The organism is Gordonia sp. 11cp (assembly GCF_057767225.1).
In genome coordinates this window covers 4,321,579-4,344,398 of record NZ_CM173437.1, presented here as the reverse complement: position 1 = coordinate 4,344,398, position 22,820 = coordinate 4,321,579, and the positions used below count along the sequence as shown (strand labels likewise).

Sequence of the window (22,820 nt, the reverse complement as noted above, 5' to 3'; positions counted from 1 at the left end):
GCGGGCAGGCGCGCGCCCGAGGGCGAGGTCGCGGGGACGGACGTACCGACGGGGGCGGGCCGGCTCGGTCGGGCGGTGTCTGTCACCCCTGCATCATCGCAACCCACCGTTCGGTGGGCTCGTCGGCGGGGTAGAACAGCTCGATGGTCAGCTCGTCGAGCGTCACATCTCGCGGTGACCCGAACGTGGTGAGCGTGCTGAAGAACGACAACACCTGGTCGCCGAGTGCGAGCCGGAACGGCACCAGCAGTTCCGCCCGGTCCCGGGGTTCGGCACGCTCGCGCGCGGGGCGACCGTCGAGTGCCGCGACGGACGGGTACGCCGACACCTCGCGTTCCAGGTCGGCCAGGCGCTGGTCCCCGGTGATCCGGGCCATCCGCCGAAGCAGGTCGAGCAGGTAGGTCGCCCATTCGTCGAAGTTGTGCGTCCGCTGCGCGAACCCGTCCGGATGGAGAGAGACCCGGAACAGATTGACCGGACCCGATCGCAGGTCACGCGGGAGCATGTCGAGAAGTGTGAGGGCGGTGTCGTTGGCCAGGACGACGTTCCAGGTCCGGTCGAGCGCCATGCCCATGTTCGGGTTGTGGGCGTCGAGCAATCTCTGCACCGACGAGCGCACGCGCGCCATGGCATCCGCGTCCAGCGGTTCCTCGCTGTAGCGGGGTGCGTGACCCGCGGCGAGAAGAAGCGAATTGCGTTCTCGCAAAAGGGACATCGAGACGTTCGGCGAGCGCCTCGAGCAGCGCCGGGCTGGGCCGTGACCTGCCGGTCTCCACGAAGCTGAGATGGCGGGGTGAGACGCCGACCTCGTAGGCGAGATCCAGCTGACTCAGCGAGCGACGAGAGCGCCACTGCCGCAGCATGCTTCCCACCTCGACGGCCATGTGCGTCATGGTAGGTCCCGGGTGGGACCGTGACGACTACCTCACGGGTAGCGGTCGTGATCCGGCAGTCAGGACCGCAGACAGGACTCGATCAATGCCAGCGAGTGTCCGATGGTCTTGGCCAGGACTTCCTCGGGTTCGCCGTCGAACACCTCACGCGACGCACTGACCCTGCCGCGGTGGTCCAGACCGAACCACACCGTGCCCGGCGCAGCCTCGTCCGGTTCGGGTCCGGCTTCGCCGGTCACCGCGACGACGAGATCGGCGTCGAAGAGGCGGGCGGTCGTCGCCACCATCGCGCGCGCCGCCGTCTCGCTCACCACCGGCCCCTCGGGCACGTCGAGCAGGCTGTACTTGACGTCCTTGTGATAGGCGACGACGCCACCGCGGAACCACGTACCCGCATTCGGCGCCTTGCTCAGCTCCGTCGCCAGATTGCCACCGGTCAGCGATTCTGCGACCGCGATCCGCACACCGGCCTCCATCGCGGCGTCGGCCACGCGCCGGCAGGTCTCCGAGAAATCACTCACATCGGACATGTGTCGCTCCCTTCGCGTCGGCGTCGATCACCGATGGTTCGTATCCATTCGACGGCGGCCTGAAACGACTACCTGGTAGGTGGTGGTGCCGACGGCGTCGGGCTGCGATCTCGAGGACAGGACCCGCCCCCACAACGACCCTGAGTCCGCGCGTCATATCTCACGCCGTCCAGATGCCCGACGTGGACTCGAACCGGTCGCGGGTACGTACCGCTGTCCGGGCCGCCCAGGCGCCGGTGGCGAGGTAGGCCAGCGCCGTGACGGCCACGCCGCACAGGGTCACCACCACCCAGAAGGGACGCGCGTTCGACGCCAGGTCGTCGGCCACCGCTCCCGCCGTTCCCGAGAACGCGATGGCCCCCGAGACCGCCACGCCCAGCGCGGTACCCACCTGGCGACCGGTGGACGCCATCGCGGAGGCGAGACCGGCCTGGGTCTGCGGCATTCCCGAGACCGCGGCGTTCGTGATGGGCGCGTTGACCAGTCCGAACCCGATGCCGAACACGAGGTAGGCCGCGCCGAGGTGGCTGAACGCGGTGTCGGGGCCGACGCCGAGGAGCAGCAGCCCGCCCGCCGCCATCCCGACTCCACCCGCGGACAGCGGCGTCCTCGCGCCCCGGGCGGCCACGAGACGCCCGGAGACGGGTGCACAGCACGCGGAGGCGACCGCCATCGGCAGCAGCATCAGACCTGCCCCGAGCGGGGTGAGCCCCCGGACTTCCTGCAGGTAGAGGGTGTTGAGGAAGAGAAACCCCCCCGGTGGCCGCGAACGCGATCACCGCGCAGACGACCGCGATGCCGAACGGCGCACTGCCGAAGAACCGGGGGTCCAGGAGAGGTTCGTCGCGTCGGGACTCGTACCAGACGACGATCACCGACGAGCATGCGGCGACCACGAAACAACCGACGATGGCGCCGGACGTCCAGCCCAGGACATGGCCCTCGATGATCCCGAAGGTCAGGGTCGACAGCAGGACGAAGATCAGCAGCTGACCCACCACGTCGGTCCGCCGACCGCGCGGCGCCCTCGACTCCGGGATGTACCGCCTGCTCAGGACGACGGCGAGAACGCACACCGGAACGTTGAGCACGAAGATCGCCTGCCAGCCCAGACCGGACACCAGTGCCCCGCCGACGACCGGGCCGAAGGCCAGACTCGCCCCGAATGCGCCTCCCCACAGCCCTATTGCGCGAGCGCGCGCTCGCGGCTCGGTGAACACGGCGGTGACGATCGACAGCGCCACCGGATTCAGCATCGATCCCCCGACCGCCTGTACCGCGCGGGCGGCGATGAGGACCTCCGGTGTCGGCGACACCGCGCAGAACACGGAGCCGGTCCCGAAGATCACCAGGCCGACCCCGAAGATGCGCCTGCGTCCGAGCCGGTCTCCGGTGGTGCCGCCGAGGATGAGCAGGCTCGCGACCACCAGCGTGTAGGAGTCGACCACCCATTGCAGCTGCGACGGCGTGGCGTCGAGATCGGCACGGATCGACGGAAGTGCCACGTTGACCGCGGAGATGTCGAGTCCGACGAGGAACATGCTCAGACAGCAGACGACCAGGATCACGCGTGGACGTCCGGTCGTGGACATGGGGCCAATCTAGAACGATCCCCGCGGTGCGGGCGTCAGCTCGACGAGGATCCACGCTCGCGGAACGACACCCACGATCTGCCGGGATCGTCGTAGTCTGGGCCCACGCGTCGTCGCCCAGGGAGAAAGCCGAGGTCCCATGTCGAAGATCCTGGTGTTCGGACACCGCAACCCCGACACCGATGCCATCGGGGCCGCGATCGGCCTCGCCGGCCTCGAAGCCGCGCTGGGCAGTGACGTCGAAGCCGTGGCCCTGGGCCATCCGAGCCTCGAAACCGCCTTCGCGCTGGAGCATTTCGGCCTCGACGCACCGCGTGTGATCGAGACCGCCGCGCCGTCGGACGTCATGCTCGTCGATCACAACGAACGACAGCAGAGTGTCGCCGACATCGCCGACGTCACCGTGCTGAAGGTCATCGACCACCATCGGATCGCCAACTTCGAGACGGCGGCGCCGCTGTACGTCCGCGTCGAGCCCGTCGGGTGCACCTGCACGATCCTCACCCGGATGTATGCGGAGAACGGCGTCGAGATCCCCCGCCCGGAGGCGGGCATCATGCTCTCGGCCATCATCTCCGACACCCTGCTGTTCAACTCGCCCACGTGCACCGACGCTGATCGTGCGGCTGCGGCGGAGCTCGCCGCGATCGCCGGTGTCGACGTCGATGAGTACGGCGACGCACTGCTCCGCGCGGGCACCGCACTCGGTGACGAGCCGGCGTCGGCGATCATCGGCCGGGACTCCAAGAGCTTCGCGATGGGACCGAAGACGGTGCGGGTCTCGCAGCTCACCACCGTCGACTCCGCCGAGGTCCTCGACCGGCGCGACGAGTTCTTCGCCGCGATGACCGCCGAGAAGGACGCCGCGGGGTACGACCTGTATCTGCTGCTCATCACCGACGTGATCGCCTGCGACTCCGACCTCCTCGTGGTCGGCGAGCCGGCCGCGGCCGTCGAGCAGGCTCTGGGGGTCTCCGTCATCGACGGTCATGCCTTCGGCAAGGGCATCGTGTCGCGCAAGAAGCAGATCGTGCCGCAGTTGACGGAGGCGCTGGCCGGTTAGGCGCCAGACCGGCGCCTATCCGACGCCCTCGCCGTGCCGGCCCGCCCCACCGGCGAATCTGGTTGCGCCCGCGAGTGTGTCGGCCGCCAGCGAGGCCATGCCGTGGCGCAGTTCATTGGCGATCGCCGCATCGGTGTCCAGGCCGTCCTGTTCGAGAACCGACAGCCGGTCCTCACGCATGCACGTCTGCGGAAACGCCGCGATCTCGGTGGCCAGGGCGATCGCGGCCGTCAGCGCCGTCCCGGACGGTACGACGCGGTTGGCGAGCCCGATCGACAGCGCCTCCTGCGCCGGTACCGCCCGGCCGGTCAGCACGAGGTCCATCGCCCGGCTCTCCCCGATCAGGCGCGGCAGACGGACCGTACCGCCGTCGATCAGCGGAACGCCCCAGCGACGGCAGAACACCCCGAAGACGGCGTCGTCGTCGGCCACGCGCAGGTCTGCCCACAACGCGAGCTCGAGCCCGCCCGCCACGGCGTGCCCGGAGACCGCCGCGATCACCGGCTTGGACAACCGCATCCGCGTCGGACCCATCGGACCGTCGCCGTCGGGTGCCACCCGGTTCGGCTCGCCCGCCGAGATCGCCTTGAGATCGGCACCGGCACAGAATGTCCCGCCCTCGCCGTAGAGCACCGCGACGGACACCGAGTCGTCGGCGTCGAACCGGTGGAACGCATCCGCCAGCGCGTCGGCAGTCGCCCGGTCGACCGCGTTGCGCCGATCGGGCCGGTCGATCCCGATGATCCGCACCGGCCCCTCGGTCCGCTCCCGAACCGTCATCTCGTGTCCCCGATCAGGTGTTGAAGTACTTGGCCTCCGGATGGTGCAGCACGAACGCGTCGGTCGACTGCTCGGGATGCAACTGCAACTCCTCGGACAGTTCGACGCCGATCCGGCCGGGCTCGAGCAGCTCGATCATCTTGGCCCGGTCCTCGAGGTCGGGGCAGGCACCGTAGCCGAACGAGAAACGCGCACCGCGGTATTCGAGGTCGAAGAAGCCCTGCGCGTTCTCCGGGTCCTCGCTGTCCATCGTGCGGTTGCCGAACGTCAGCTCGCTGCGCACGCGCTGATGCCAGTACTCGGCGAGCGCCTCGGTGAGCTGGACGCCGATGCCGTGCACCTCGAGGTAGTCGCGGTAGGCGTCCTCGGCGAACAGCTTGTTGGCGAAGTCGGCGATCGGCTGTCCCATGGTGACGAGCTGGAACGGCAGCACGTCGACCTTGCCCGCCGCTTTCGCGTCGTCGCGCGACCGGATGAAGTCCGCGATGCACAGGAACCTCGACCGCTGCTGGCGCGGGAACGTGAAGCTGAACCGTACCGGCGCATCCGGTTCCGGCTCGGTGAGCACGTGGACCGTGTCCCCCTCGCTCACCGCCGGGTAGTAGCCGTAGACCACCGCGGCGTGCTGCAGGATGTTCTCGGTCGACAGGCGATCGATCCAGTAGCGCAGGCGCGGACGGCCCTCGGTCTCCACCAGCTCCTCGTACGACGGTCCGTCACCGCCGCGCGCACCGCGGAGACCCCACTGGCCCAGGAACAGGGCGCGCTCGTCGAGGAGCTGCATGTAGTCCGCGATCGGGACGCCCTTGACGATCCGCGACCCCCAGAACGGCGGCGTCGGGATCTCGTTGTCGGCGGCCACATCCGAGCGGGCCGGCACCTCGACGGGCGTCTCGGCGGCCTTGCGCTTCGCGGCGATGCGCTTGGACCGGTCGTGCCGGGCCTTGCGTTCGGCGGCCTTCTCCGCCGCCGCCTTCGCCTCGGCGCTGTCCGGGTCGGGTCCCCCGCCGCGCTTGGCCGCCATGATGTCGTCCATCAGGCGCAGACCCTCGAAAGCGTCGCGCGCATAGTGCACGTCGCCCTCGTAGGTCTCGGAGAGATCGTTCTCGACGTACGAGCGGGTGAGCGCCGCGCCGCCCAGGAGGACCGGGTACTCGTCGGCGAGACCCCGGGAGTTGATCTCCTGGAGGTTCTCCTTCATCACCACGGTCGACTTCACCAGCAATCCGGACATGCCGATGACGTCGGCCCGCTTGTCCGCGGCGACGTCGAGGATGGTCGCGATCGGCTGCTTGATGCCGATGTTGACGACCTCGTAGCCGTTGTTGGACAGGATGATGTCGACGAGGTTCTTGCCGATGTCGTGCACGTCGCCCTTGACCGTCGCCAGGACGATGCGGCCCTTGCCGTCCTCCCCGGTGGCTTCCATGTGCGGTTCGAGGTGTGCCACCGCGGTTTTCATGACCTCGGCGGACTGCAGCACGAACGGCAGCTGCATCTGACCCGATCCGAAGAGCTCGCCGACGGTCTTCATCCCAGACAGCAGTGTGTCGTTGATGATCGACAGCGGCGGCACCTGCGTCATCGCCTCGTCGAGATCGTCGGTGAGCCCGTTGCGCTCGCCGTCGACGATCCGGCGCTCCAGCCGCTCGAACAGCGGCAGCTTGGCGAGTTCCTGGGCCCGCGACTCGCGCGCCGAGGCGGCGGAGACACCCTCGAAGAGCTGCATGAGCTTCTGCAGCGGGTCGTAACCCTCGCGCCGGCGGTCGTAGACGAGATCGAGCGCGACCTCGCGGTGCTCCTCGGGGATCCGGGCCATCGGCAGGATCTTCGACGCGTGCACGATCGCGGTGTCGAGGCCGGCCTGCACGCACTCGTGCAGGAACACCGAGTTGAGCACCTGTCGCGCAGCGGGATTGAGTCCGAACGAGATGTTCGAGATGCCCAGCGTGAAGTGCACGTCGGGGTGCGCTTCATGCAGCCGGCGGATGGCCTCGATGGTCTCGATGCCGTCGCGCCGGACCTCCTCCTGACCCGTCGAGATCGGAAAGGTCAGGGTGTCGAGGATGATGTCCTCCTCGGCCAGGCCCCAGTTGCCGGTGATGTCGGCGATGAGCCGCTCGGCCACCCGGACCTTCCAATCGGCGGTGCGCGCCTGTCCCTCTTCGTCGATGGTGAGCGCAACGACCGCCGCGCCGTGTTCGACGACCAGTTGCATGATCTTGGTGAACCGGGAGTCCGGTCCGTCGCCGTCCTCGTAGTTCACCGAGTTCACCGCGCAGCGCCCGCCCAGCGACTCCAGACCGGCCCGGATGACCTCCGGCTCGGTGGAGTCGAGCATGATCGGCAGCGTCGACGACGTCGCGAATCGACTCGCGAGGGCGGTCATGTCGGCGGCACCGTCGCGGCCGACGTAGTCGACGTTGAGGTCGAGCATGTGGGCGCCGTCGCGGGTTTGGTCCTTCGCGATGTCGAGGCACTTCTGGTAGTCCTCGGCGATCATCGCCTCGCGGAAGGCCTTGGAACCGTTGGTGTTCGTGCGCTCACCGATGACCAAGAAGCTCGCGTCCTGGTCGAAGGGCACCGCGGAGTAGAGCGACGACGTCTCCGACTCGTGCTCCGGGGTACGGGTCGCCGGGGTCACCTCGGCGACCGCCGCCGCGACCTGCCGGATGTGTTCGGGCGTCGTCCCGCAGCAGCCGCCGACGAACTCCAGTCCGAATTCCCCGACGAACTGCGCCATGGCCTGCGCGAGTTCCTCGGGTGTCAGCGGGTACTCGGCACCATTGGGGCCCAGGACCGGCAGACCGGCGTTCGGCATCACCGACACCGGGATGCGGGCGTGCTTGGACAGGTACCGCAGGTGCTCGCTCATCTCCGCCGGTCCGGTGGCGCAGTTCAGGCCGATGAGGTCGATCCCGAGGGGCTCCAGCGCGGTCAGCGCGGCGCCGATCTCCGATCCGAGGAGCATCGTGCCGGTCGTCTCGACCGTGACGTGGGTGATGATCGGGATCCGGCGACCCACCCGCTCCATCGCGCGACGGGCGGCCACCACCGCCGACTTGACCTGCAGCAGATCCTGGGAGGTCTCGATCAGGACCGCGTCGGCCCCGCCTTCGAGCATGCCGATGACGCATTCGAGGTAGGCGTCGCGGATGGCCGCGTACGTGGTGTGGCCGAGGCTGGGCAGCTTGGTGCCCGGCCCGATCGATCCGAGTACGAACCGGTCGATGCCGTCGGCCGAAGGACCCATCTCGTCGGCGACGCCGCGCGCGATCGCCGTGCCCTTGTACGACAGTTCACGGATGCGGTCCGCGATATCGTAATCGCCCAGATTCGACAGGTTGCAGCCGAAGGTGTTGGTCTCCACGGCGTCGGCGCCGGCCTCGAAGTAGGCGCGATGGATGCTCTCGAGGACGTCGGGACGGGTGTCGTTGAGGATCTCGTTGCAACCCTCGAGGCCGCGGAAGTCGTCGAGAGTCAGATCGGCGGCCTGCAGCATGGTGCCCATCGCCCCGTCGCCGATCAGCACCCGGCGCGACATCGACGACAAGAATGTCGTGTCGAAATCGCGAGGATCGGTTCCGGAGTATTCAGGGGACATGGTTGACAGCGTAGTTCGCCCTCTCTGCGTGTTCGGTCGTAGGCTGGATCGGTGAACGCTGAGCAGACGTCGAACCTTCCCCAGCTGCGCAGACCCATTCTGCTCGCGGCCTTCGAGGGATGGAACGACGCCGGGGACGCCGCCAGCAGCGCCGTCGAGCACCTGGCACTCGAATGGGACGCCCGACCCCTCGCCGACATCGACTCCGATGAATACTACGACTTCCAGGTCAATCGCCCCACCGTGAATCAGATCGACGGTGTCACGCGCCGGATCGACTGGCCGACGACGTCGATCTCGTACTGCAGTCCGCGCGGCGCCGACCGCGACATCGTGCTGGTCCGCGGGATCGAACCCAACATGCGGTGGCGGGCGTTCTGCGCGGAGATCGTCGACCTCGCGCAGGAGCTCGGGGTCGAGACGACGGTGATGCTGGGCGCCCTGCTCGCCGACACCCCGCACACCCGCCCGGTGCCGGTGACCGGCGCCGCCTACAGCAGCGAGTCCGCGGCCCGCTACAACCTCGCCGAGAGCCGCTACGAGGGGCCCACCGGCATCACCGGGGTCCTCCAGGACCTCTTCGTCCAGGCGGGCCTGCCGGCCGTGTCGTTCTGGGCGGCGGTCCCCCACTACGTGTCGACGCCGCCGAACCCGAAGGCGACGGTGGCGCTGCTGACCCGGGTCGAGGAGGTCCTCGACATCGAGGTGCCGCTGGGCACGCTCCCCGAACAGGCGGAGGAATGGGAACGCGCGGTCACCGAGATGACCGAGGACGACGAGGAGATCGCCGACTACGTGCGCGGGCTCGAGGAGCGCGGCGACGCCGAGGTCGATCCGGACGAGGTGATGGCGAAGATCGACGGGGACGCCCTGGCCGCCGAGTTCGAGCGCTATCTCAAGCGCCGCGGTCAGGGTCCGTTCGGGTCCTGAGTCCGGGTGCCGGGCGTCAGCCGATCTTCTCGATCGACACCACGGGCGTGGTGATCCGCCAGGTGCGGACGTCGGGATCGTCGGCGGCGCGCACCCAGAACTGCGCGGATTCCCCCAGGCGACAGGACTTCACGCCGAGCAGCGGGATGTCCTCGGAATCACGCCGGAGCCGGCTGACCGTCCAGTCCTCGTTGTCGGTGCCACCGACCCCGGGGGCTCGCAGGAGCGTCATCTCGCTGAAATCCAGCAGATAGGTCGACGTCCGGGTGACGACGGTGTACACCCCGGCGTCGGTCTCTGGTCGGATCTCTTGCACGCGCGTCACGCCAGCACTCTACCCAGACGCCGCCGAGCAGACATCTCGGTGCGCAGGACAGCGCTCCTCAGACGCCGGCCGCCGGTGGGATCCCGAGCAGTGCGTCGACCGCGGCCGCGAGTTCGGCGGGCGCCGTCGTCGACGAACCGATGCCGTTGCGCACGTCCGCGCACCAACCGTCGACTGCGGCAAGCGCTTTGGGGGTGTCGAGGTCGTCGGCGAGGTGCTGGCGGAGGCGCGCGATGACCGGCCCGGCGTCGGGTCCGGTGCTCGCGCCGAGCGCCGCACGCCACCGGGCGAGTCGTTGCACGGCGGTGTCGAGGACCTCGGCGGTCCACATCCGATCACCGCGGTAGTGGTCGGCGAGCAGTGCGAGGCGGATGGCCGCCGGGTCCACCCCGTCGCCGCGCAGCACCGAGACGAACACGAGGTTGCCGCGGCTCTTGGACATCTTCTCGCCGTCGAGGCCGACCATTCCGGTGTGCACGTAGTGACGGGCGAACCGTCGCGAACCGGTGAGGGCCTCGCCGTGCGCGGCGGAGTACTCGTGGTGCGGGTAGATGAGATCGTTGCCGCCGCCCTGGATGTCGAACTCGATCCCGAGCCGGTTCAGCGCGATCGCCGAACACTCGATGTGCCAGCCCGGGCGGCCGGGTCCGAACGGCGACTCCCACGACGGCTCGCCGGGACGTTCGGCGCGCCACAGGAGCGCGTCGAGCGGATCGCGCTTGCCGGGACGATCGGGGTCGCCGCCGCGCTCGGCGAAGAATCGCGCCATCGTCTCGCGGTCGTAGCCCGACTCGTACCCGAACTGTTCGGTGGCGTCGGTGCGGAAGTAGACGTCCGGGAACTCGGCGTCGTCCACGGTGTAGGCGGCACCGGAGGCCAACAGCTTGTCGACGACCTCGACGACCTCGTTGACCGACTCGACCGCGCCGATGTAGTCGCGCGGCGGCAGTACACGCAGGGCGGTCATGTCGTCGCGGAACAGCTGCGTCTCCCGAGCACCGAGGTCGCGCCAGTCGATGCCGTCGCGGTCGGCCCGCTCGAACAACGGGTCGTCGACGTCGGTCACGTTCTGGACGTAGTGGACCTCGTGACCCTGATCGCGCAGCACCCGATTGACCTGATCGAAGGTCACGTAGGTGGCGGCGTGCCCCAGGTGGGTGGCGTCGTAGGGGGTGATGCCGCAGACGTACATGGTCGCCGTCGCCCCGGGCGAGACGGGACGGACCGCACGGTCGGCGGTGTCGTAGAGACGGAGGGCGGGTCCACTGCCCGGAACGGCGGGGAGTTCGAGATCGGGCCACGACTGCATGCGTCCACTGTATTGCCCACGGCGCGCGAGCTGTTCACTCCCCTCGCGCCCGACTGACCGTACCGCCTTCGGATGTCTCAGGACACCTCAGAACGGCGGCCACGGAATCGGCCGATGGCCGGGCGGATGCGGCATGGTCGCGCTCTCGGCGACCACGATGGCCCGGATCGCCAGCGACTCGACCTCGTCGGGGGTGATGTGTTCGACGAGCTGCGTGCGCAGCGCCGATCCGTCGGTCTCCAGACTCTCGGCGAGCTCGGCGATGTCGGCCACGAGGTGCCCGGGGACCGGCTCCCCCGCCCAGCCCCACAGCACCGTCCGCAGCTTGTCCTCGCTGTGCAGGCAGATCCCGTGATCGATGCCGTAGACGCCGCCGTCGAGCCCCTCCAGCACATGCCCGCCCTTGCGGTCGGCGTTGTTGAGGATCACGTCGAGCACCGACATCCGCTGAAGTCGCGGGTCGTCGGCGTGCACCAGCACGACGGGGTCGCCGTACGGGTCGTAGGCCTGGAGCACGGCGAGGTATCCGGCGGGTACGGCACCCACCGGGCACAGGTCGACGAGGTCGACCCGCGGTTCGGTCTCCGGGATCGGGTGATCGGTGTTGTCGGGTGTCTCGACCCAGCGCTGCACCATCCCGGGCCCGAGCGGGCCGTCGCGGTGCACGGTGGTCGGGATGGTGTCCCAGCCGAGCGCTTCGGAGATCAGGTACGACGCGACCTCCCGTCCGGCGAGGGTGCCGTCGGGGAAGTCCCACAGCGGGACCTCCCCGCGCACCGGCTTGTAGACACAGCGCACGGAGGTCTGCGTGTCGAGCACCGCGTCGCACACGAGCGTCGCGTTGCTGGCCGACGGGATCCGGCCGAGGATCGTGAGTTCGCCTTCGCGGAGGACGTGGTCGGCCGCGGGCTCGTCAGTCACGCGCGGAGGGGTCGGCGTCACCGGGCTCGTCGGGGTCGTCGGACTCCCCGGGCGGCGGTGCGCCCCCCTCTTGGCCCAAGGGGTCCTCGTCGACCGCCAGGCCCGGATCGCCCTGTGCAGCAAGGCTGTTGAAGACATCGGGGTCGATGAAGTCGAGGGACTTGCTCAACTCCGCATCCCGCTTGTAGCCGTTGGTCCGGATGCACAGGTGGCCCTCGGGGTCGAGCGGTTCGCTGCACAGCGGGCACGGCTGCCGACCCGCCGAGATCACCTTCGACGACCGCGCGGCGAACTCACGGGCGGCCGCGGTGGTCAGGAAGACCCGCACCGCGTCCGGACCCTCGTCGGTGTCGTCGAGCACGACGCTCTCGTCGAACTCCCCCTCGGTGACGGCGAGCAGCTCGACCACCACGGCCTCGGACTCCGCGTCCCATCCCAGACCCATCGTGCCGACCCGGAATTCGGCATCGACCGGCATCACCAGCGGACTCAGGTCGCCGACCCGGTCGGTCTCCGGCGGGATCGGGGTGCCGAATCGGCGGTGGATCTCGTCGAGCAGTGCGCCGATCCGGTCCGCCAGGATCTGGACCTGCTGCTTCTCCAGCATCACGCTGATGATGCGAGCCTCGTGGACCGCCTGGAGGTAGAACGTACGGTCACCGGGTTGCCCGATCGTGCCCGCCACGAAGCGGTCCGGGCTCCGGAACACATGGATGGCTCGAGACATCACACCTCCTTCGTCGTCTGGTTCATTATCCCGATGTCGCCGGGATCGTCGCGGTCCCGTTCGGCGACGGCGCGACATCGGCCCCGGTGTCGCCGCCCACGACCGCGTCGTCGGCGGGCCGCTGCCCGTCCTCGGCCGGCGGCGGGGGCTTCGGTATGGACAGGTTCTCGGTGGTGTTCACCGTGTGCACGTACGGGCGCGACGACGCGTACCGGATCACGCTGATCGACGCCGGCTCGACGACGATGCGCTGGAAGGCGTCGAGATGAGTGCCCATGGCGTCGGCGATGATCGACTTGATGACGTCGCCGTGCGAGCAGGCGATCCACACCCCGGAGCCGTCGGGTCCACCATGGATCCGGTCCAGTTCACGGATCGCACGCACGGCCCGGGCCTGGACGTCGGCCAGACCCTCTCCGTCGGGGAACACCGCGGCCGAGGGCTGCTGCTGCACGACCTTCCACAGCGGTTCCTTCAGGAGTTCCGAGATCGACCGACCGGTCCATCCGCCGTAGTCGACCTCCGCGAGATCGTCGACGACGATCTCGGGCGGGGCCTGCCCGTCGGTGCCCAGCGCGGCCAGCAGTGGCGCGACCGTCTCGGCGCACCGGTCGAGCGGCGACCGCGCCACCGCCCGGATGGAGCCGAGATGGTCGCCGAGGCGTCGAACCAGATCGTCGGCCTGGGCGCGCCCGCGGTCGTCGAGATGGACGCCGGCGCTGCGACCGGCGAGCACCCCCGAGGTGTTCGCCGTCGAACGGCCGTGCCGGAGAAGGATCACGGTCATCCCACAACCATAGGCACCGGCCGCGCGGGCCCGCACGGCGCGCGGAGTCCGGCGCGGCGGGCGCGGCGTCATGTCGCCGAGATCACGCCCGTCGACAGCAACACGATCAGCGTCACGCCGAGCACGATGCGGTAGGCGCCGAACCAGTTCATCGAATGCGCGCTGACGAATTTCAGCAGCCAGGCGATCGCGGCGTAGCCGACGACGAAGGCGATCAGCGTCGCGACGAGCAGCTGCGCCCCGCTGGCCTGCATGCCCTCTCCGCTGGGGTCGAAGGCGTCGGGGAGGCTGAACAGGCCCGACGCGGTGACCGCGGGGATGGCCAGCAGGAACGAGAAGCGGAACGCGGCTTCACGTTCGAGCCCGAGGAACAGACCCGCACTCGCGGTGGCGCCGGAGCGCGACACCCCCGGGATCAGCGCGAGGCACTGCGCGCCGCCCATCACGAGGCCGTCGCGCAGGGTCAGCTGCTCGAGGTTCCGTTGCTTCTGCCCGTACCGTTCGGCCAGCCAGAACACCCCGGCGAACAGGATGAGCATGATCGCGACGAGCCACAGGTTGCGACCGGTGGTGCGGATCTCGTCTTTGAACAGATAGCCGATCAGTCCGATCGGGATGGTCGCGAAGATCACATACCAGCCGATCCGATAGTCGACGTTCCGCTCGTCGGCGTGGCGCAGACCCCGGAACCAGGCGGTGACGATGCGGATGATGTCGCGGCCGAAGAACACGAGGACCGCGGCCTCGGTCCCGAGTTGGGTGACCGCGGTGAAGGAGGCGCCGGCGTCCTCGCCGAACATCAGCTCGGAGGCGATCCGGAGATGTCCGGAGGACGAGATCGGCAAGAACTCGGTGAGGCCCTGCAACGCCCCGAGGACGATCGACTGGGTCCACGTCATGGTGTCGGTCACGGCGCCCGATGCTACTTGGGACCGCCCCGGTCGACCCGACTGGCGACACGGCCTCGACCCTCCCGACCGGCGTTCGGATGCGGTCACGCAAGATGGGGACATGTCCTCGCCGCGACCATCCCAGCCCCCTCACCAGTTCCGCACGGGCGTCTCGCGATTGCGCGGTCCGGTCGCCGCGGCGGCGGCACTGGTGATCGGTGTGGGCATGATCACCGCGTGCGGATCCGACGACGGCACGCCGGACGTACCGACCGTGACGCCGGCGACCGCACCCGAGGCGCCGGCGAGTTCGACGTCGGCGCCCGCCGGCACCGTCGTCCCCGCGCCCGCGGGGGCGCGCGCGCTCGCGACGTCGGGCGGGACCGTCGCCGTCCTCTCGGCCGACGGGAACCAGATCCTCCGCTACGACGCGGGAAACGTGACCGCGCCTCCGCAGACCATCGCCGTCCCGGGCCTCGTCGCCCTGGCGGCGGGTGACGACGGCGGGTATGTCGGCGCCGGCCCGGGTGTGCTCGTCGTCGTCGACGCCGAGGGCCGGGTCCAGACCGGCGATCTCGAGTCCGACCAGCCGACCGCGGTGACGCGCACCCCGACCGGCTTCCTCGTCGTCGGCACGGCGGACGGACGGGTTCTCGTGTACGACGCCGACTTCGCGAAGAAGCACGATGTCGATCGGTTCGTCCGGGTGGACTCGTTGACGGCCGCGCCGGAATCGGCCGGGGAGCTCGGCGGGCAGGTCGTCGTGCTGGATCGCGCACAGTCGTCGGTGACCCCCGTCGACCCCGGGTCCGGCGAACTCGGGCCGGCTCTTCGTGCGGGCAACGGGGCGACCAACTCCACCGTGGACGAGTTCGGACGGGTGCTGGTGGCCAACACCCGCGACGGCGAGATCCTCGGCTTCTTCGGATCCCCTCTGGTGATGCGCTTTCGCTACCCGGTGGCGGACGGACCGTACGCCGTAGACTACGACGACACCCGGGACCGGCTCTGGGTGTCGACGACCGGCAACAACGAGGTGGTGGCCTATGACCTGGCGGACGGCGAACCCACCGAGGTCCAGCGGTTCGCCTCGGTCGTGCAGCCCGACCGGATCGCGGTCGACGAGTCGGGCACCGTCTACGTGCTCTCCGCGCGCGACGGCGGCCTCCAGGTGGTCACCGATGAGCGGGCCGAATGAGTCCTGATAGGTCGGGCACGCGACCCGCACGCACCTCGGCTCGGCACGGCTCTCGCTATCCGGACGGCTGGGAGGTCACCACGGAGGACGTCGAGTGCGTCCTGTTGCGTCTGCCACCCGATGTGACCCGAGTGACCGCCTCGATGCGCCTTGCCCTCGAAGCCGAGTTCGGCGGCTGGGAACTGTCGCGGGTGCGGCTCTACTCCGACGGCACCCGGAAAGTGCTGCTGAAGCGGCGCCGCCCGCCGCGTGGTTCACGCGGCTCCCACAGCGACGACTCGGCCGACGATCGGTCCCCCGACCAGAACGGCCACGACCCCCGGAGCGCACGCGCATGCTGACGTCCCGCAATGCCACCGGAGTACTTCCCGTCCTCAACCGGTGGTGCTATCCCCTCCTGCGCTCGATCATGTTCCGCGTCGATCCGGAGCGGATCCACCACATCGTCTTCGCGGTCCTGCGCGTCGTCGGACGGTTTCCGCCGCTGGCGTTCCTGACCGCCAAGCTGCTGGCCCAGCACGACCCGGTCCTGCGCACACGGGTCTTCGGTGTCGACTTCCCCGCCCCGATCGGTCTGGCGGCCGGGTTCGACAAGACGGCCGGTGCGGTGAACACCTGGGGCCAGATCGGGTTCGGCTTCGCCGAGATCGGCACGATCACCGGTCAGGGGCAGCCCGGCAATCCGACGCCGCGCCTGTTCCGTCTTCCCGCCGACCGTGCGCTGATCAACCGGATGGGCTTCAACAATCCGGGTGCCGAGGTGGCCGCGCAGCACCTGATGGATGTCCGACGGGGGCCGGTCTCGGTGCCCATCGGCGCCAACATCGGCAAGACCAAGGTCGTCCCGGTCGACGACGCGATCGACGACTACCGGCGCTCGGCCGAATTGCTGGGACCCCTGTCGGATTTCGTCGTCGTCAACGTGAGTTCGCCCAACACCCCGGGGCTGCGGGATCTGCAGGCCGTGGACTCGCTGCGGCCCATCTTGACCGCGGTACTCGGTGTGGTTCACGTCCCGGTGCTGCTCAAGATCGCGCCCGATCTCGTCGACGACGACGTCGACGCCGTGGCGGATCTGGCGGTCGAACTCGGCCTGGCCGGAATCGTCGCCACCAACACCACGATCGGTCGTGAGGGTCTGCGCAGTTCGTCGGACGAGGTCCGGGAGATCGGTGCGGGTGGCCTGTCCGGGCCGCCGGTCGCCGCGCGCTCGCTGACCGTCCTGCGCCGGCTCTACAACCGGGTGGGCGGCCGGATCGCACTCGTCAGTGTCGGCGGCATCGAGACGGTCGACCAGGCCTGGGAACGGATCTGCGCCGGCGCAGACCTCCTGCAGGTCTACACCGGCTTCATCTACGGAGGCCCGGTGTGGTTGACGGAGCTCCACGCCGGCCTCGCACAGCGGGCGCGGGCGGGTGGCTTCGCCTCGATCTCCGACGCGGTCGGTTGCGCGGCTCGCAACCAGCCGTGACGGTCACCGTAGGCCCGGCGGTCTCGCACCACCGGGCCATCGATGGCCGGAGTCAGACGTTCTCGCCGGGTTGTTCGTAGGTGCCGACGAGGGTTGCGCGCGCGATCGCGTGGGAGAACAGGTTGAATCCCAGGTACGCGGGCGTCGCGTTCTCCGGCAGACCGAGGGACTCGGTGTCGACGGCGTGCACGACGACGAAGTACCGGTGCGGACCGTGTCCGGGCGGCGGCGCCGCACCGATGTAGCGGCGCAGCGAGGCGTCGTTGCTGAGGGTGACCGCGCCCTCGGGCAACCCGGAACCCTCCTCGTCGCCTGCGCCCTCGGGGAGGCTCGTGACCGAGGCGGGGATGTCGGCGACAGCCCAGTGCCAGAACCCGGCGGCGGTGGGGGCGTCGGGGTCGTACACGGTGACGGCGAAACTCTTGGTCTCGGCGGGGAACCCGGACCAGCTCAGCTGCGGCGAGAGGTCCTCGCCACCCGCGCCCATGATCCCGCTCACCTGTCCGTTGGCCAGCGCGGCCCCGTCGGTGAGGCTCTCCGAGGTCAGGGTGAAGCCGGGGAGGCTCGGTAGCGGGGAGTACGGGTCGAATGACGACATGTGTTCACCTTTCTCACGTTTCGCGCGTCGGAAGAGTGCGGGGCATTCTCCGACCGATAGGTCAGGGTCGCCGAAGAAGCCGTGCTGCTCACTCTAGGTGAGGGTTCAGCTGTGCCGCAGAAAGTGCTCGAAGACCTTGGTGCCGAACAGAACCGAGTCGACGGGCACGCGTTCGTCGACGCCGTGGAACAGCGCCGCGAAATCGAGTTCGGGCGGTAGTCGCAACGGCGCGAAGCCGAAGCACCGGATGCCCAGCTTCGCGAACGCCTTGGCGTCGGTGCCGCCGGAGAGCATGTACGGCACCGTCTTTCCCTGCGGGTCGTGTTCGAGGACGGCGGCGTTCATCGCCTCGACCAGATCGCCGTCGAAGGTGGTCTCGTAGGAATCGAGATGGGTGATCCACTCGCGCCGCACGTTGGGACCGATGAGTTCGTCGATCTCCTTCTCGAAGGCGGCCTGGCGTCCGGGGAGCACGCGGCAGTCGATGACCGCCTCCGCCTTCTGCGGGATGACATTGGCCTTGTAGCCGGCCTTGAGCATGGTGGGATTGGCGGTGTCGCGGAGCGTCGCGCCGATGATCCGCGCGAGATTGCCGAGTTTGAACAGCGACGTCTCCAGGTCGGGCGCCTCGGGACTCAGGTCCAGGCCCGTTTCCGCGCTGACCTCGGCCAGGAACTGGCTCACCGACTCGGTCATCACCAGAGGGAACCGGTGCCGTCCGATCCGGGCGACCGCCTCGGCGACCTCGGTCACGGCGTTCTCCTCGTGCAGGAACGATCCGTGTCCCGCGCGGGCCTCGGCGGTGAGTCGCATCCACGCGAGGCCCTTCTCGGCCGTCTCGACCAGATAGAGCCGCCGCTGCGTGCCGTCGGGCCGGTCGACGGTGAGTGAGAAGCCGCCGACCTCGCCGACCGCCTCGGTGATGCCCTCGAACAGGTCGGGCCGGTTCTCGACGAGCCAGTGCGAACCCCACGACCCGCCGGCCTCCTCGTCGGCGAGGAAGGCGAACACGAGCTCGCGGGGCGGGACGGTGCCGTCCCGTTTGAACTGTCGCGCGAGCGCCAGGGCCATGCCGGCCATGTCCTTCATGTCGACCGCGCCCCGACCCCAGATGTAACCGTCCTTGATGGCCCCGGAGAACGGATGCACACTCCAGTCGGCCGGCTCGGCGGGCACGACGTCGAGGTGGGCGTGGATGAGCAGTGCGCCACGGTCGGAATCCGGAGGTCCGGCGAGCCGCGCGAACACGTTGCCCCGGCCCGGCCGCCCGGATTCGACGTACTGGGTCGTGTAGCCCACCTCCTCGAGCTGCTCGGCCACCCAGCGGGCGCACTCCTCCTCGCCCTTGGTGGTCTCGGGCTCGCCCGTGTTGGAGGTGTCGAAACGGATCAATCGACTGACCAGATCGACCACTTCGTCGGTCGCAGACTGTGTAGACACCCCTCACTCCTACGGGATTTGGGATACACGGGCAACCTCGGTTAGGGTTATCCCGCTGCAGCGAGACGGGTCGAAAGATCACCGGCGAGAGATCGCCGGAACACTCACCGCGGCACGCAGGTCCGAGTGGCGGAATGGCAGACGCGCTAGCTTGAGGTGCTAGTGTCCTATTAACGGACGTGGGGGTTCAAGTCCCCCCTCGGACACCACGAGAACAACGAGAAGAACCCCGGCTCACCGCCGGGGTTCTTCTCGTTGTGGGTTGATCGTCTTGTGGGTTGATCGTCCCGCCGCAGCCCTCAGGGCGCGACGGAATCCGCCAGCGCCCCCCAGGCCCGCGAGTACGGCAGGTCGATCGAGTTCTCCACGAACGACCGCAGGATCGCCCGGCGTAGTCGTCGCTGCACCGCCCACTGGCCGTTCGGCTTGGTCTTCACCGTCAATCGCAAGACGACCTGATCCGACGACACCTCCTGGACGCCGAGCATCTCGATCTGTCCGAGGATGTCCGTCGAGTCCTCCTCGATCGCGGTGCGGGCCGCGTCATCGGCCACCTGCTGCGCCTTGTCGATGTCGGCGCCGGGTGCCACCGGGACGTCGACGCGCGCGACCGCGAACTCCTGGCTCATGTTGCCCACGCGGGCGATCTCACCGTTGCGGACGTACCAGAGGGTGCCGTCGATGTCGCGCAGGGTGGTCACACGCAGTCCCACCGACTCCACCTCGCCGACCGCCTCGCCGAGGTCGACGATGTCACCCACGCCGTACTGGTCCTCGAGCAGCATGAACACACCGGTCACGAAGTCGCGCACCAGATTCTGCGCACCGAAACCGATTGCGAGGCCGACGATCCCGGCCGAGGCGATGAACGGTGCGATGTTGACGCCCAGCACGCTGAGCACCGACAGCACGACCCAGACGAGCAAGACGATCGAGACCGTCGATTTCAGTACCGAGCCGATCGTCGCGGCCCGCTGGGCCCGCCGCGCGGCGATCTGCGCGTTGCGTTCGGTGGATGCCGACTTGGAGCGCAGGCCGCGCATGAGGGCCGCACCCCGGCCCGGCTCCCCGCCGGCGGCCCGTGGCCGGGTGGCGCGGTCGATGGAGCGGTGGATGACGAACCGGACGATCAACGCGACGATCACGTAAGCGACGATGCGAGCGGGATTCTCGATCAGCCATTCGCGATTCGTTTCCGTCCATTCGAAGGCAGAGTCCTGAATCGACATGGGTCCGACCGTACGGACGATGACATCGTTGTCCAGTCACCACAGCACCCCGCCGGCGCGGCAGGGCGGATGTGCGGGATCGGAAACCGTTGTCAGCCTGCGGTGAACGTGACGATGTTCTGATCGAGGATCATCTGATCCTCATGTGTGCTCTCCGTCACGCCGGGTAGGAGCCGCAGCGGCACCCCGGTTCCCTCGGAGACGTCGAAGGCCGCGGTGTCGGCCACCCGCCCGGTGATGGTGAACTCCTCGGTCACACTCGGGACGCCCTGGGACCCGAGGAACTCCGGTCCGTTCATGACATGCACATGCAGGTGTGGTGCCACCGAGTTCCCGCTGTTGCCTACCTTGCCGATGACGTCGCCGCGCCGTACGCGATCGCCCGGCGCGAAACGCACCGAACCGGGTTGCATGTGCGCATAGTTCACATAGAAGCCGTCGCCGATGTCGAGAACGAGGTTGTTGCCGTCGGCGTCTGCGATCGCCAGATCCGCGGGAAACGACCCCGGCGTCTGCTCCGGCAGATCGTTGCGACTGGCGACGACCGTGCCGTCGGCCACGGCGAGCACGTCGTCGCCGAAGATCCGATAGCTCGCGGGGTCTTTCGCGTCACCGACGAAGATCCGTCCGTCCGCGTCGGCCTGCTCCCAATCCACCGCGTAGCGCTGGGCGAGGACGGGAGACCCGTTCAGCGGGAGGATCGCGCGGGTGTGCCGGACCGCGTCGCAGCACGCGTCGGCGGCGATGTAGCGTTCGCCGACGAGCGGGGGTCCCAGGACCGGGACGGTCGAGTCGCTCACCGTGACGGGCGCGATGCGTTCGTCGACCTCCCGCATACCCGGCGGTGCCGCGTCGGCGCGCACCGAGACCTCGTGGACGAGTTGCTTCGGCGCTTCCGACGAGAAGACCACATGGAGGAAGAGGACTCCGTTCTGTCCCGGCGCCAGCACCTGCGAGTACTCCTCCGGTGCTCCCGGGGCCGGCGGCACCGACGGTGCGCCGGTGGGCTTGAGCCGACTGCGGACCCCGTTCTCGTCGAGGGCGAGGAGCGGTTCGTCGTCGGCGGTCGCGTCGAGCACCTCCACCCCGACGATCGTCACCGGTGTGCGCATGTAGTTGGTCAGCGAGACCTCGTAGACGAGGTGGTTGTTCCCGTCGGAACCGGCGAACGGCGTCGGGGCGAACATCACCGAGCCGACCACCGGTGTGACGACGGGCTCCGATGGTGCGCCGCTCGACGAGGCCGCGGCACTGCCCGAGGAGGCGTCCGGATCCGACGAATCCGTGCCGCACGCGCTCACCAGGAGTATCGCGCCGGCGCCGAGGGCGGCCAGCGCGAGTCGTGTCGAGGCCATCGGCTCCTCCGGGACTCATCAGGCCGACGACCGTTCGTCCCGGCTGCGGTGAGCGTAGGGGCCCGGCGGGGTGGGGCGCCGACCTTCGGGCCGCACCCGGCACAATTGTGTGGTGACCCAGCGCCTATTCTTCGACTGCGACACCGGAATCGACGACTCGCTCGCGCTGATCTACCTGCTCGCTCGCGCCGATGTCGACCTCGTCGGCGTGGCGTCGACCGCAGGCAACGTGCCCGTCGACGTCGTCACGGCCAACAATCTCTCGTGGCTGGAACTGTGCGGTCGCACTGAGGTACCGGTCCACACCGGTTCGGCCACTCCCCTGGTCGCCGCCCTGATGACCACCGAGGACACGCACGGACCGCTGGGCGTCGGACACGCCGAGCTGCCGGCTCCGACGACGACACCGAGCCATCTCGACGCCGCCGACGCCTGGATCGAGGCCTCGCAGGCACACGACGGCGAACTCGTCGGCCTGGTGACCGGACCGCTCACGTCTCTGGCGACCGCGATCCGACGGGATCCGGGCCTACCGGCTCGTCTGCGGCGTCTGGTCATCATGGGCGGCGCCTTCCACACGCACGGCAACACGACGCCCACCTCGGAGTGGAACGTCGCCGTCGATCCGGAGGCGGCCGCCGAGGTGTTCGCCGCGTTCGGCACCGCGGGCGCCACCGAGCCCATCGTCTGCGCACTCGATATCACCGAGTCGGTCATCCTGACCCCCGACCACGTGGTCCGGCTCGCGGCCGCCGCCGGCAGCACACCCGTCGAGTGCCCGGACCCGACCGACGACCGCGGACTCCGATCGGTCGCCGACAACGAGCTGATCCGGCACCTGGTCGACGCCCTGCGGTTCTACTTCGAATTCCACGACGACCACGACGAGGGCTACATCGCCCACCTCCACGACCCGTTCGCCGCGCTGGTCGCGCTGGCCCCCGACACGGTGCAGACGCGCGCCGCGCGCGTCGACGTCGAACTCGCAGGCACCCTGACCCGGGGCATGACCGTTGCCGACGAACGGTGGATGACCTCGCCGGGACCCAACGCCCGTATCGCGACCTCCGTCGACGTGGACGCCGTGTTCGACGAACTCATCGAGACGATCGGCGCGTTCGCCCGCAGCCGTGCTCCCGAGGTCGTCGGCGCCGCCCCGGAGAAGTCCACGGACTAGT

At 69.1% G+C, this 22,820-nt stretch carries 19 protein-coding genes, 1 tRNA gene and 2 pseudogenes; 7 read left to right on the top strand and 15 right to left on the bottom strand.

Annotated features, from left to right (window positions below; genetic code table 11):
* Positions 1-82: 82 nt before the first annotated feature.
* The 3 genes and pseudogenes from AC3B6C_RS19485 to AC3B6C_RS19475 all read right to left on the bottom strand — a co-directional run bounded on the left by AC3B6C_RS19485 (position 83) and on the right by AC3B6C_RS19475 (position 3,015).
* A pseudogene (locus AC3B6C_RS19485) lies at positions 83-884 on the bottom strand (MmyB family transcriptional regulator).
* Between the two features lie 68 nt (positions 885-952).
* Positions 953-1,423 carry a CinA family protein gene (locus AC3B6C_RS19480; RefSeq protein ID WP_014926726.1) on the bottom strand — a complete coding sequence of 157 codons (471 nt, stop codon included), beginning with the start codon at positions 1,421-1,423 and terminating at the stop codon, positions 953-955.
* Between the two features lie 160 nt (positions 1,424-1,583).
* Positions 1,584-3,015 (bottom strand): annotated as a pseudogene (locus AC3B6C_RS19475) (MFS transporter).
* Positions 3,016-3,154: 139 nt separating this feature from the next.
* Here AC3B6C_RS19475 and AC3B6C_RS19470 point away from each other — a divergent pair.
* Positions 3,155-4,078: a manganese-dependent inorganic pyrophosphatase gene (locus tag AC3B6C_RS19470; RefSeq protein WP_014926724.1), complete on the top strand. Its 924-nt coding sequence runs from the start codon at positions 3,155-3,157 to the stop codon at positions 4,076-4,078.
* Between the two features lie 15 nt (positions 4,079-4,093).
* Here AC3B6C_RS19470 and AC3B6C_RS19465 read toward each other — a convergent pair whose 3' ends face one another.
* Both AC3B6C_RS19465 and metH read right to left on the bottom strand, forming a co-directional pair.
* Positions 4,094-4,858, bottom strand: a complete 765-nt coding sequence (locus tag AC3B6C_RS19465; protein WP_010841072.1) for a crotonase/enoyl-CoA hydratase family protein — start codon at positions 4,856-4,858, stop codon at positions 4,094-4,096.
* Between the two features lie 13 nt (positions 4,859-4,871).
* On the bottom strand, positions 4,872-8,462 hold the full coding sequence (gene metH / locus AC3B6C_RS19460; RefSeq protein WP_488373798.1) for a methionine synthase: 3,591 nt from the start codon (positions 8,460-8,462) through the stop codon (positions 4,872-4,874).
* A gap of 51 nt (positions 8,463-8,513) precedes the next feature.
* Between metH and AC3B6C_RS19455 the strand changes: the two genes are divergently transcribed.
* Positions 8,514-9,392 (top strand): PAC2 family protein, encoded by an 879-nt coding sequence (locus tag AC3B6C_RS19455; RefSeq protein ID WP_004019089.1) that lies wholly within the window; start codon positions 8,514-8,516, stop codon positions 9,390-9,392.
* A 16-nt stretch (positions 9,393-9,408) separates the two neighbouring features.
* On the opposite strand, the gene AC3B6C_RS19450 is transcribed toward AC3B6C_RS19455, so the two are convergent.
* The 6 genes from AC3B6C_RS19450 to AC3B6C_RS19425 form a co-directional block, all read right to left on the bottom strand.
* Positions 9,409-9,717 carry a hypothetical protein gene (locus AC3B6C_RS19450; RefSeq protein ID WP_010841070.1) on the bottom strand — a complete coding sequence of 103 codons (309 nt, stop codon included), beginning with the start codon at positions 9,715-9,717 and terminating at the stop codon, positions 9,409-9,411.
* A gap of 58 nt (positions 9,718-9,775) precedes the next feature.
* Positions 9,776-11,026 carry a cysteine--1-D-myo-inosityl 2-amino-2-deoxy-alpha-D-glucopyranoside ligase gene (gene mshC, locus AC3B6C_RS19445; RefSeq protein ID WP_010841069.1) on the bottom strand — a complete coding sequence of 417 codons (1,251 nt, stop codon included), beginning with the start codon at positions 11,024-11,026 and terminating at the stop codon, positions 9,776-9,778.
* An 87-nt stretch (positions 11,027-11,113) separates the two neighbouring features.
* Positions 11,114-11,968 carry an SCO1664 family protein gene (locus tag AC3B6C_RS19440; protein ID WP_055474591.1) on the bottom strand — a complete coding sequence of 285 codons (855 nt, stop codon included), beginning with the start codon at positions 11,966-11,968 and terminating at the stop codon, positions 11,114-11,116.
* Positions 11,940-12,674 carry a DUF3090 domain-containing protein gene (locus AC3B6C_RS19435; protein WP_035716969.1) on the bottom strand — a complete coding sequence of 245 codons (735 nt, stop codon included), beginning with the start codon at positions 12,672-12,674 and terminating at the stop codon, positions 11,940-11,942. The genes AC3B6C_RS19440 and AC3B6C_RS19435 overlap by 29 nt, the downstream gene beginning before the upstream one ends.
* A 25-nt stretch (positions 12,675-12,699) precedes the next feature.
* Positions 12,700-13,461, bottom strand: a complete 762-nt coding sequence (locus AC3B6C_RS19430) for an MSMEG_4193 family putative phosphomutase (RefSeq protein WP_044506631.1) — start codon at positions 13,459-13,461, stop codon at positions 12,700-12,702.
* A 68-nt stretch (positions 13,462-13,529) separates the two neighbouring features.
* Complete coding sequence (locus AC3B6C_RS19425) at positions 13,530-14,372, bottom strand: undecaprenyl-diphosphate phosphatase (protein WP_035716968.1); 843 nt, start codon at positions 14,370-14,372, stop codon at positions 13,530-13,532.
* Positions 14,373-14,472: 100 nt separating this feature from the next.
* On the opposite strand from AC3B6C_RS19425, the gene AC3B6C_RS19420 reads away from it, so the two are divergent.
* The 3 genes from AC3B6C_RS19420 to AC3B6C_RS19410 are packed head-to-tail and all read left to right on the top strand — an operon-like array spanning position 14,473 to position 17,020.
* Positions 14,473-15,549, top strand: coding sequence for a YncE family protein (locus AC3B6C_RS19420; RefSeq protein ID WP_488373797.1), 1,077 nt, complete (start codon positions 14,473-14,475; stop codon positions 15,547-15,549).
* On the top strand, positions 15,546-15,890 hold the full coding sequence (locus AC3B6C_RS19415) for a DUF5703 family protein (protein ID WP_010841063.1): 345 nt from the start codon (positions 15,546-15,548) through the stop codon (positions 15,888-15,890). The genes AC3B6C_RS19420 and AC3B6C_RS19415 overlap by 4 nt, the downstream gene beginning before the upstream one ends.
* Positions 15,884-17,020, top strand: a complete 1,137-nt coding sequence (locus tag AC3B6C_RS19410; protein WP_488373796.1) for a quinone-dependent dihydroorotate dehydrogenase — start codon at positions 15,884-15,886, stop codon at positions 17,018-17,020. The genes AC3B6C_RS19415 and AC3B6C_RS19410 overlap by 7 nt, the downstream gene beginning before the upstream one ends.
* A gap of 52 nt (positions 17,021-17,072) precedes the next feature.
* Here AC3B6C_RS19410 and AC3B6C_RS19405 read toward each other — a convergent pair whose 3' ends face one another.
* Together AC3B6C_RS19405 and AC3B6C_RS19400 are read right to left on the bottom strand one after the other, a co-directional pair.
* Positions 17,073-17,618, bottom strand: a complete 546-nt coding sequence (locus AC3B6C_RS19405; protein WP_010841061.1) for a YbhB/YbcL family Raf kinase inhibitor-like protein — start codon at positions 17,616-17,618, stop codon at positions 17,073-17,075.
* A 105-nt stretch (positions 17,619-17,723) separates the two neighbouring features.
* Entirely contained in the window at positions 17,724-19,058 is a 1,335-nt protein-coding gene (locus tag AC3B6C_RS19400) for a M20/M25/M40 family metallo-hydrolase (protein WP_488373795.1), read from the bottom strand.
* Between the two features lie 120 nt (positions 19,059-19,178).
* Between AC3B6C_RS19400 and AC3B6C_RS19395 the strand changes: the two genes are divergently transcribed.
* Positions 19,179-19,267 (top strand) — tRNA-Leu (locus AC3B6C_RS19395).
* A gap of 90 nt (positions 19,268-19,357) precedes the next feature.
* Here AC3B6C_RS19395 and AC3B6C_RS19390 read toward each other — a convergent pair.
* Positions 19,358-20,287: a mechanosensitive ion channel family protein gene (locus AC3B6C_RS19390; protein WP_014926711.1), complete on the bottom strand. Its 930-nt coding sequence runs from the start codon at positions 20,285-20,287 to the stop codon at positions 19,358-19,360.
* A 92-nt stretch (positions 20,288-20,379) separates the two neighbouring features.
* Positions 20,380-21,642 (bottom strand): M23 family metallopeptidase, encoded by a 1,263-nt coding sequence (locus AC3B6C_RS19385; protein WP_488373794.1) that lies wholly within the window; start codon positions 21,640-21,642, stop codon positions 20,380-20,382.
* A 112-nt stretch (positions 21,643-21,754) separates the two neighbouring features.
* Between AC3B6C_RS19385 and AC3B6C_RS19380 the strand changes: the two genes are divergently transcribed.
* A complete protein-coding gene (locus AC3B6C_RS19380) occupies positions 21,755-22,819 on the top strand; it encodes a nucleoside hydrolase (protein WP_488373793.1) in 1,065 nt (354 codons plus the stop codon).
* Position 22,820: the final 1 nt, after the last annotated feature.

Excerpts from the sequence above, each read along its gene's own strand:
- mshC (WP_010841069.1), bottom strand. The coding sequence starts at position 11,026 with ATGCAGTCGTGGCCCGATCTCGAACTCCCCGCCGTTCCGGGCAGTGGA.
- AC3B6C_RS19480 (WP_014926726.1), bottom strand. The coding sequence starts at position 1,423 with ATGTCCGATGTGAGTGATTTCTCGGAGACCTGCCGGCGCGTGGCCGAC.
- AC3B6C_RS19385 (WP_488373794.1), bottom strand. The coding sequence starts at position 21,642 with ATGGCCTCGACACGACTCGCGCTGGCCGCCCTCGGCGCCGGCGCGATA.
- AC3B6C_RS19390 (WP_014926711.1), bottom strand. The coding sequence starts at position 20,287 with ATGTCGATTCAGGACTCTGCCTTCGAATGGACGGAAACGAATCGCGAA.
- AC3B6C_RS19410 (WP_488373796.1), top strand. The coding sequence starts at position 15,884 with ATGCTGACGTCCCGCAATGCCACCGGAGTACTTCCCGTCCTCAACCGG.
- AC3B6C_RS19430 (WP_044506631.1), bottom strand. The coding sequence starts at position 13,461 with ATGACCGTGATCCTTCTCCGGCACGGCCGTTCGACGGCGAACACCTCG.
- metH (WP_488373798.1), bottom strand. The coding sequence starts at position 8,462 with ATGTCCCCTGAATACTCCGGAACCGATCCTCGCGATTTCGACACGACA.
- AC3B6C_RS19435 (WP_035716969.1), bottom strand. The coding sequence starts at position 12,674 with ATGTCTCGAGCCATCCATGTGTTCCGGAGCCCGGACCGCTTCGTGGCG.
- AC3B6C_RS19415 (WP_010841063.1), top strand. The coding sequence starts at position 15,546 with ATGAGTCCTGATAGGTCGGGCACGCGACCCGCACGCACCTCGGCTCGG.
- AC3B6C_RS19405 (WP_010841061.1), bottom strand. The coding sequence starts at position 17,618 with ATGTCGTCATTCGACCCGTACTCCCCGCTACCGAGCCTCCCCGGCTTC.
- AC3B6C_RS19465 (WP_010841072.1), bottom strand. The coding sequence starts at position 4,858 with ATGACGGTTCGGGAGCGGACCGAGGGGCCGGTGCGGATCATCGGGATC.
- AC3B6C_RS19470 (WP_014926724.1), top strand. The coding sequence starts at position 3,155 with ATGTCGAAGATCCTGGTGTTCGGACACCGCAACCCCGACACCGATGCC.
- AC3B6C_RS19420 (WP_488373797.1), top strand. The coding sequence starts at position 14,473 with ATGTCCTCGCCGCGACCATCCCAGCCCCCTCACCAGTTCCGCACGGGC.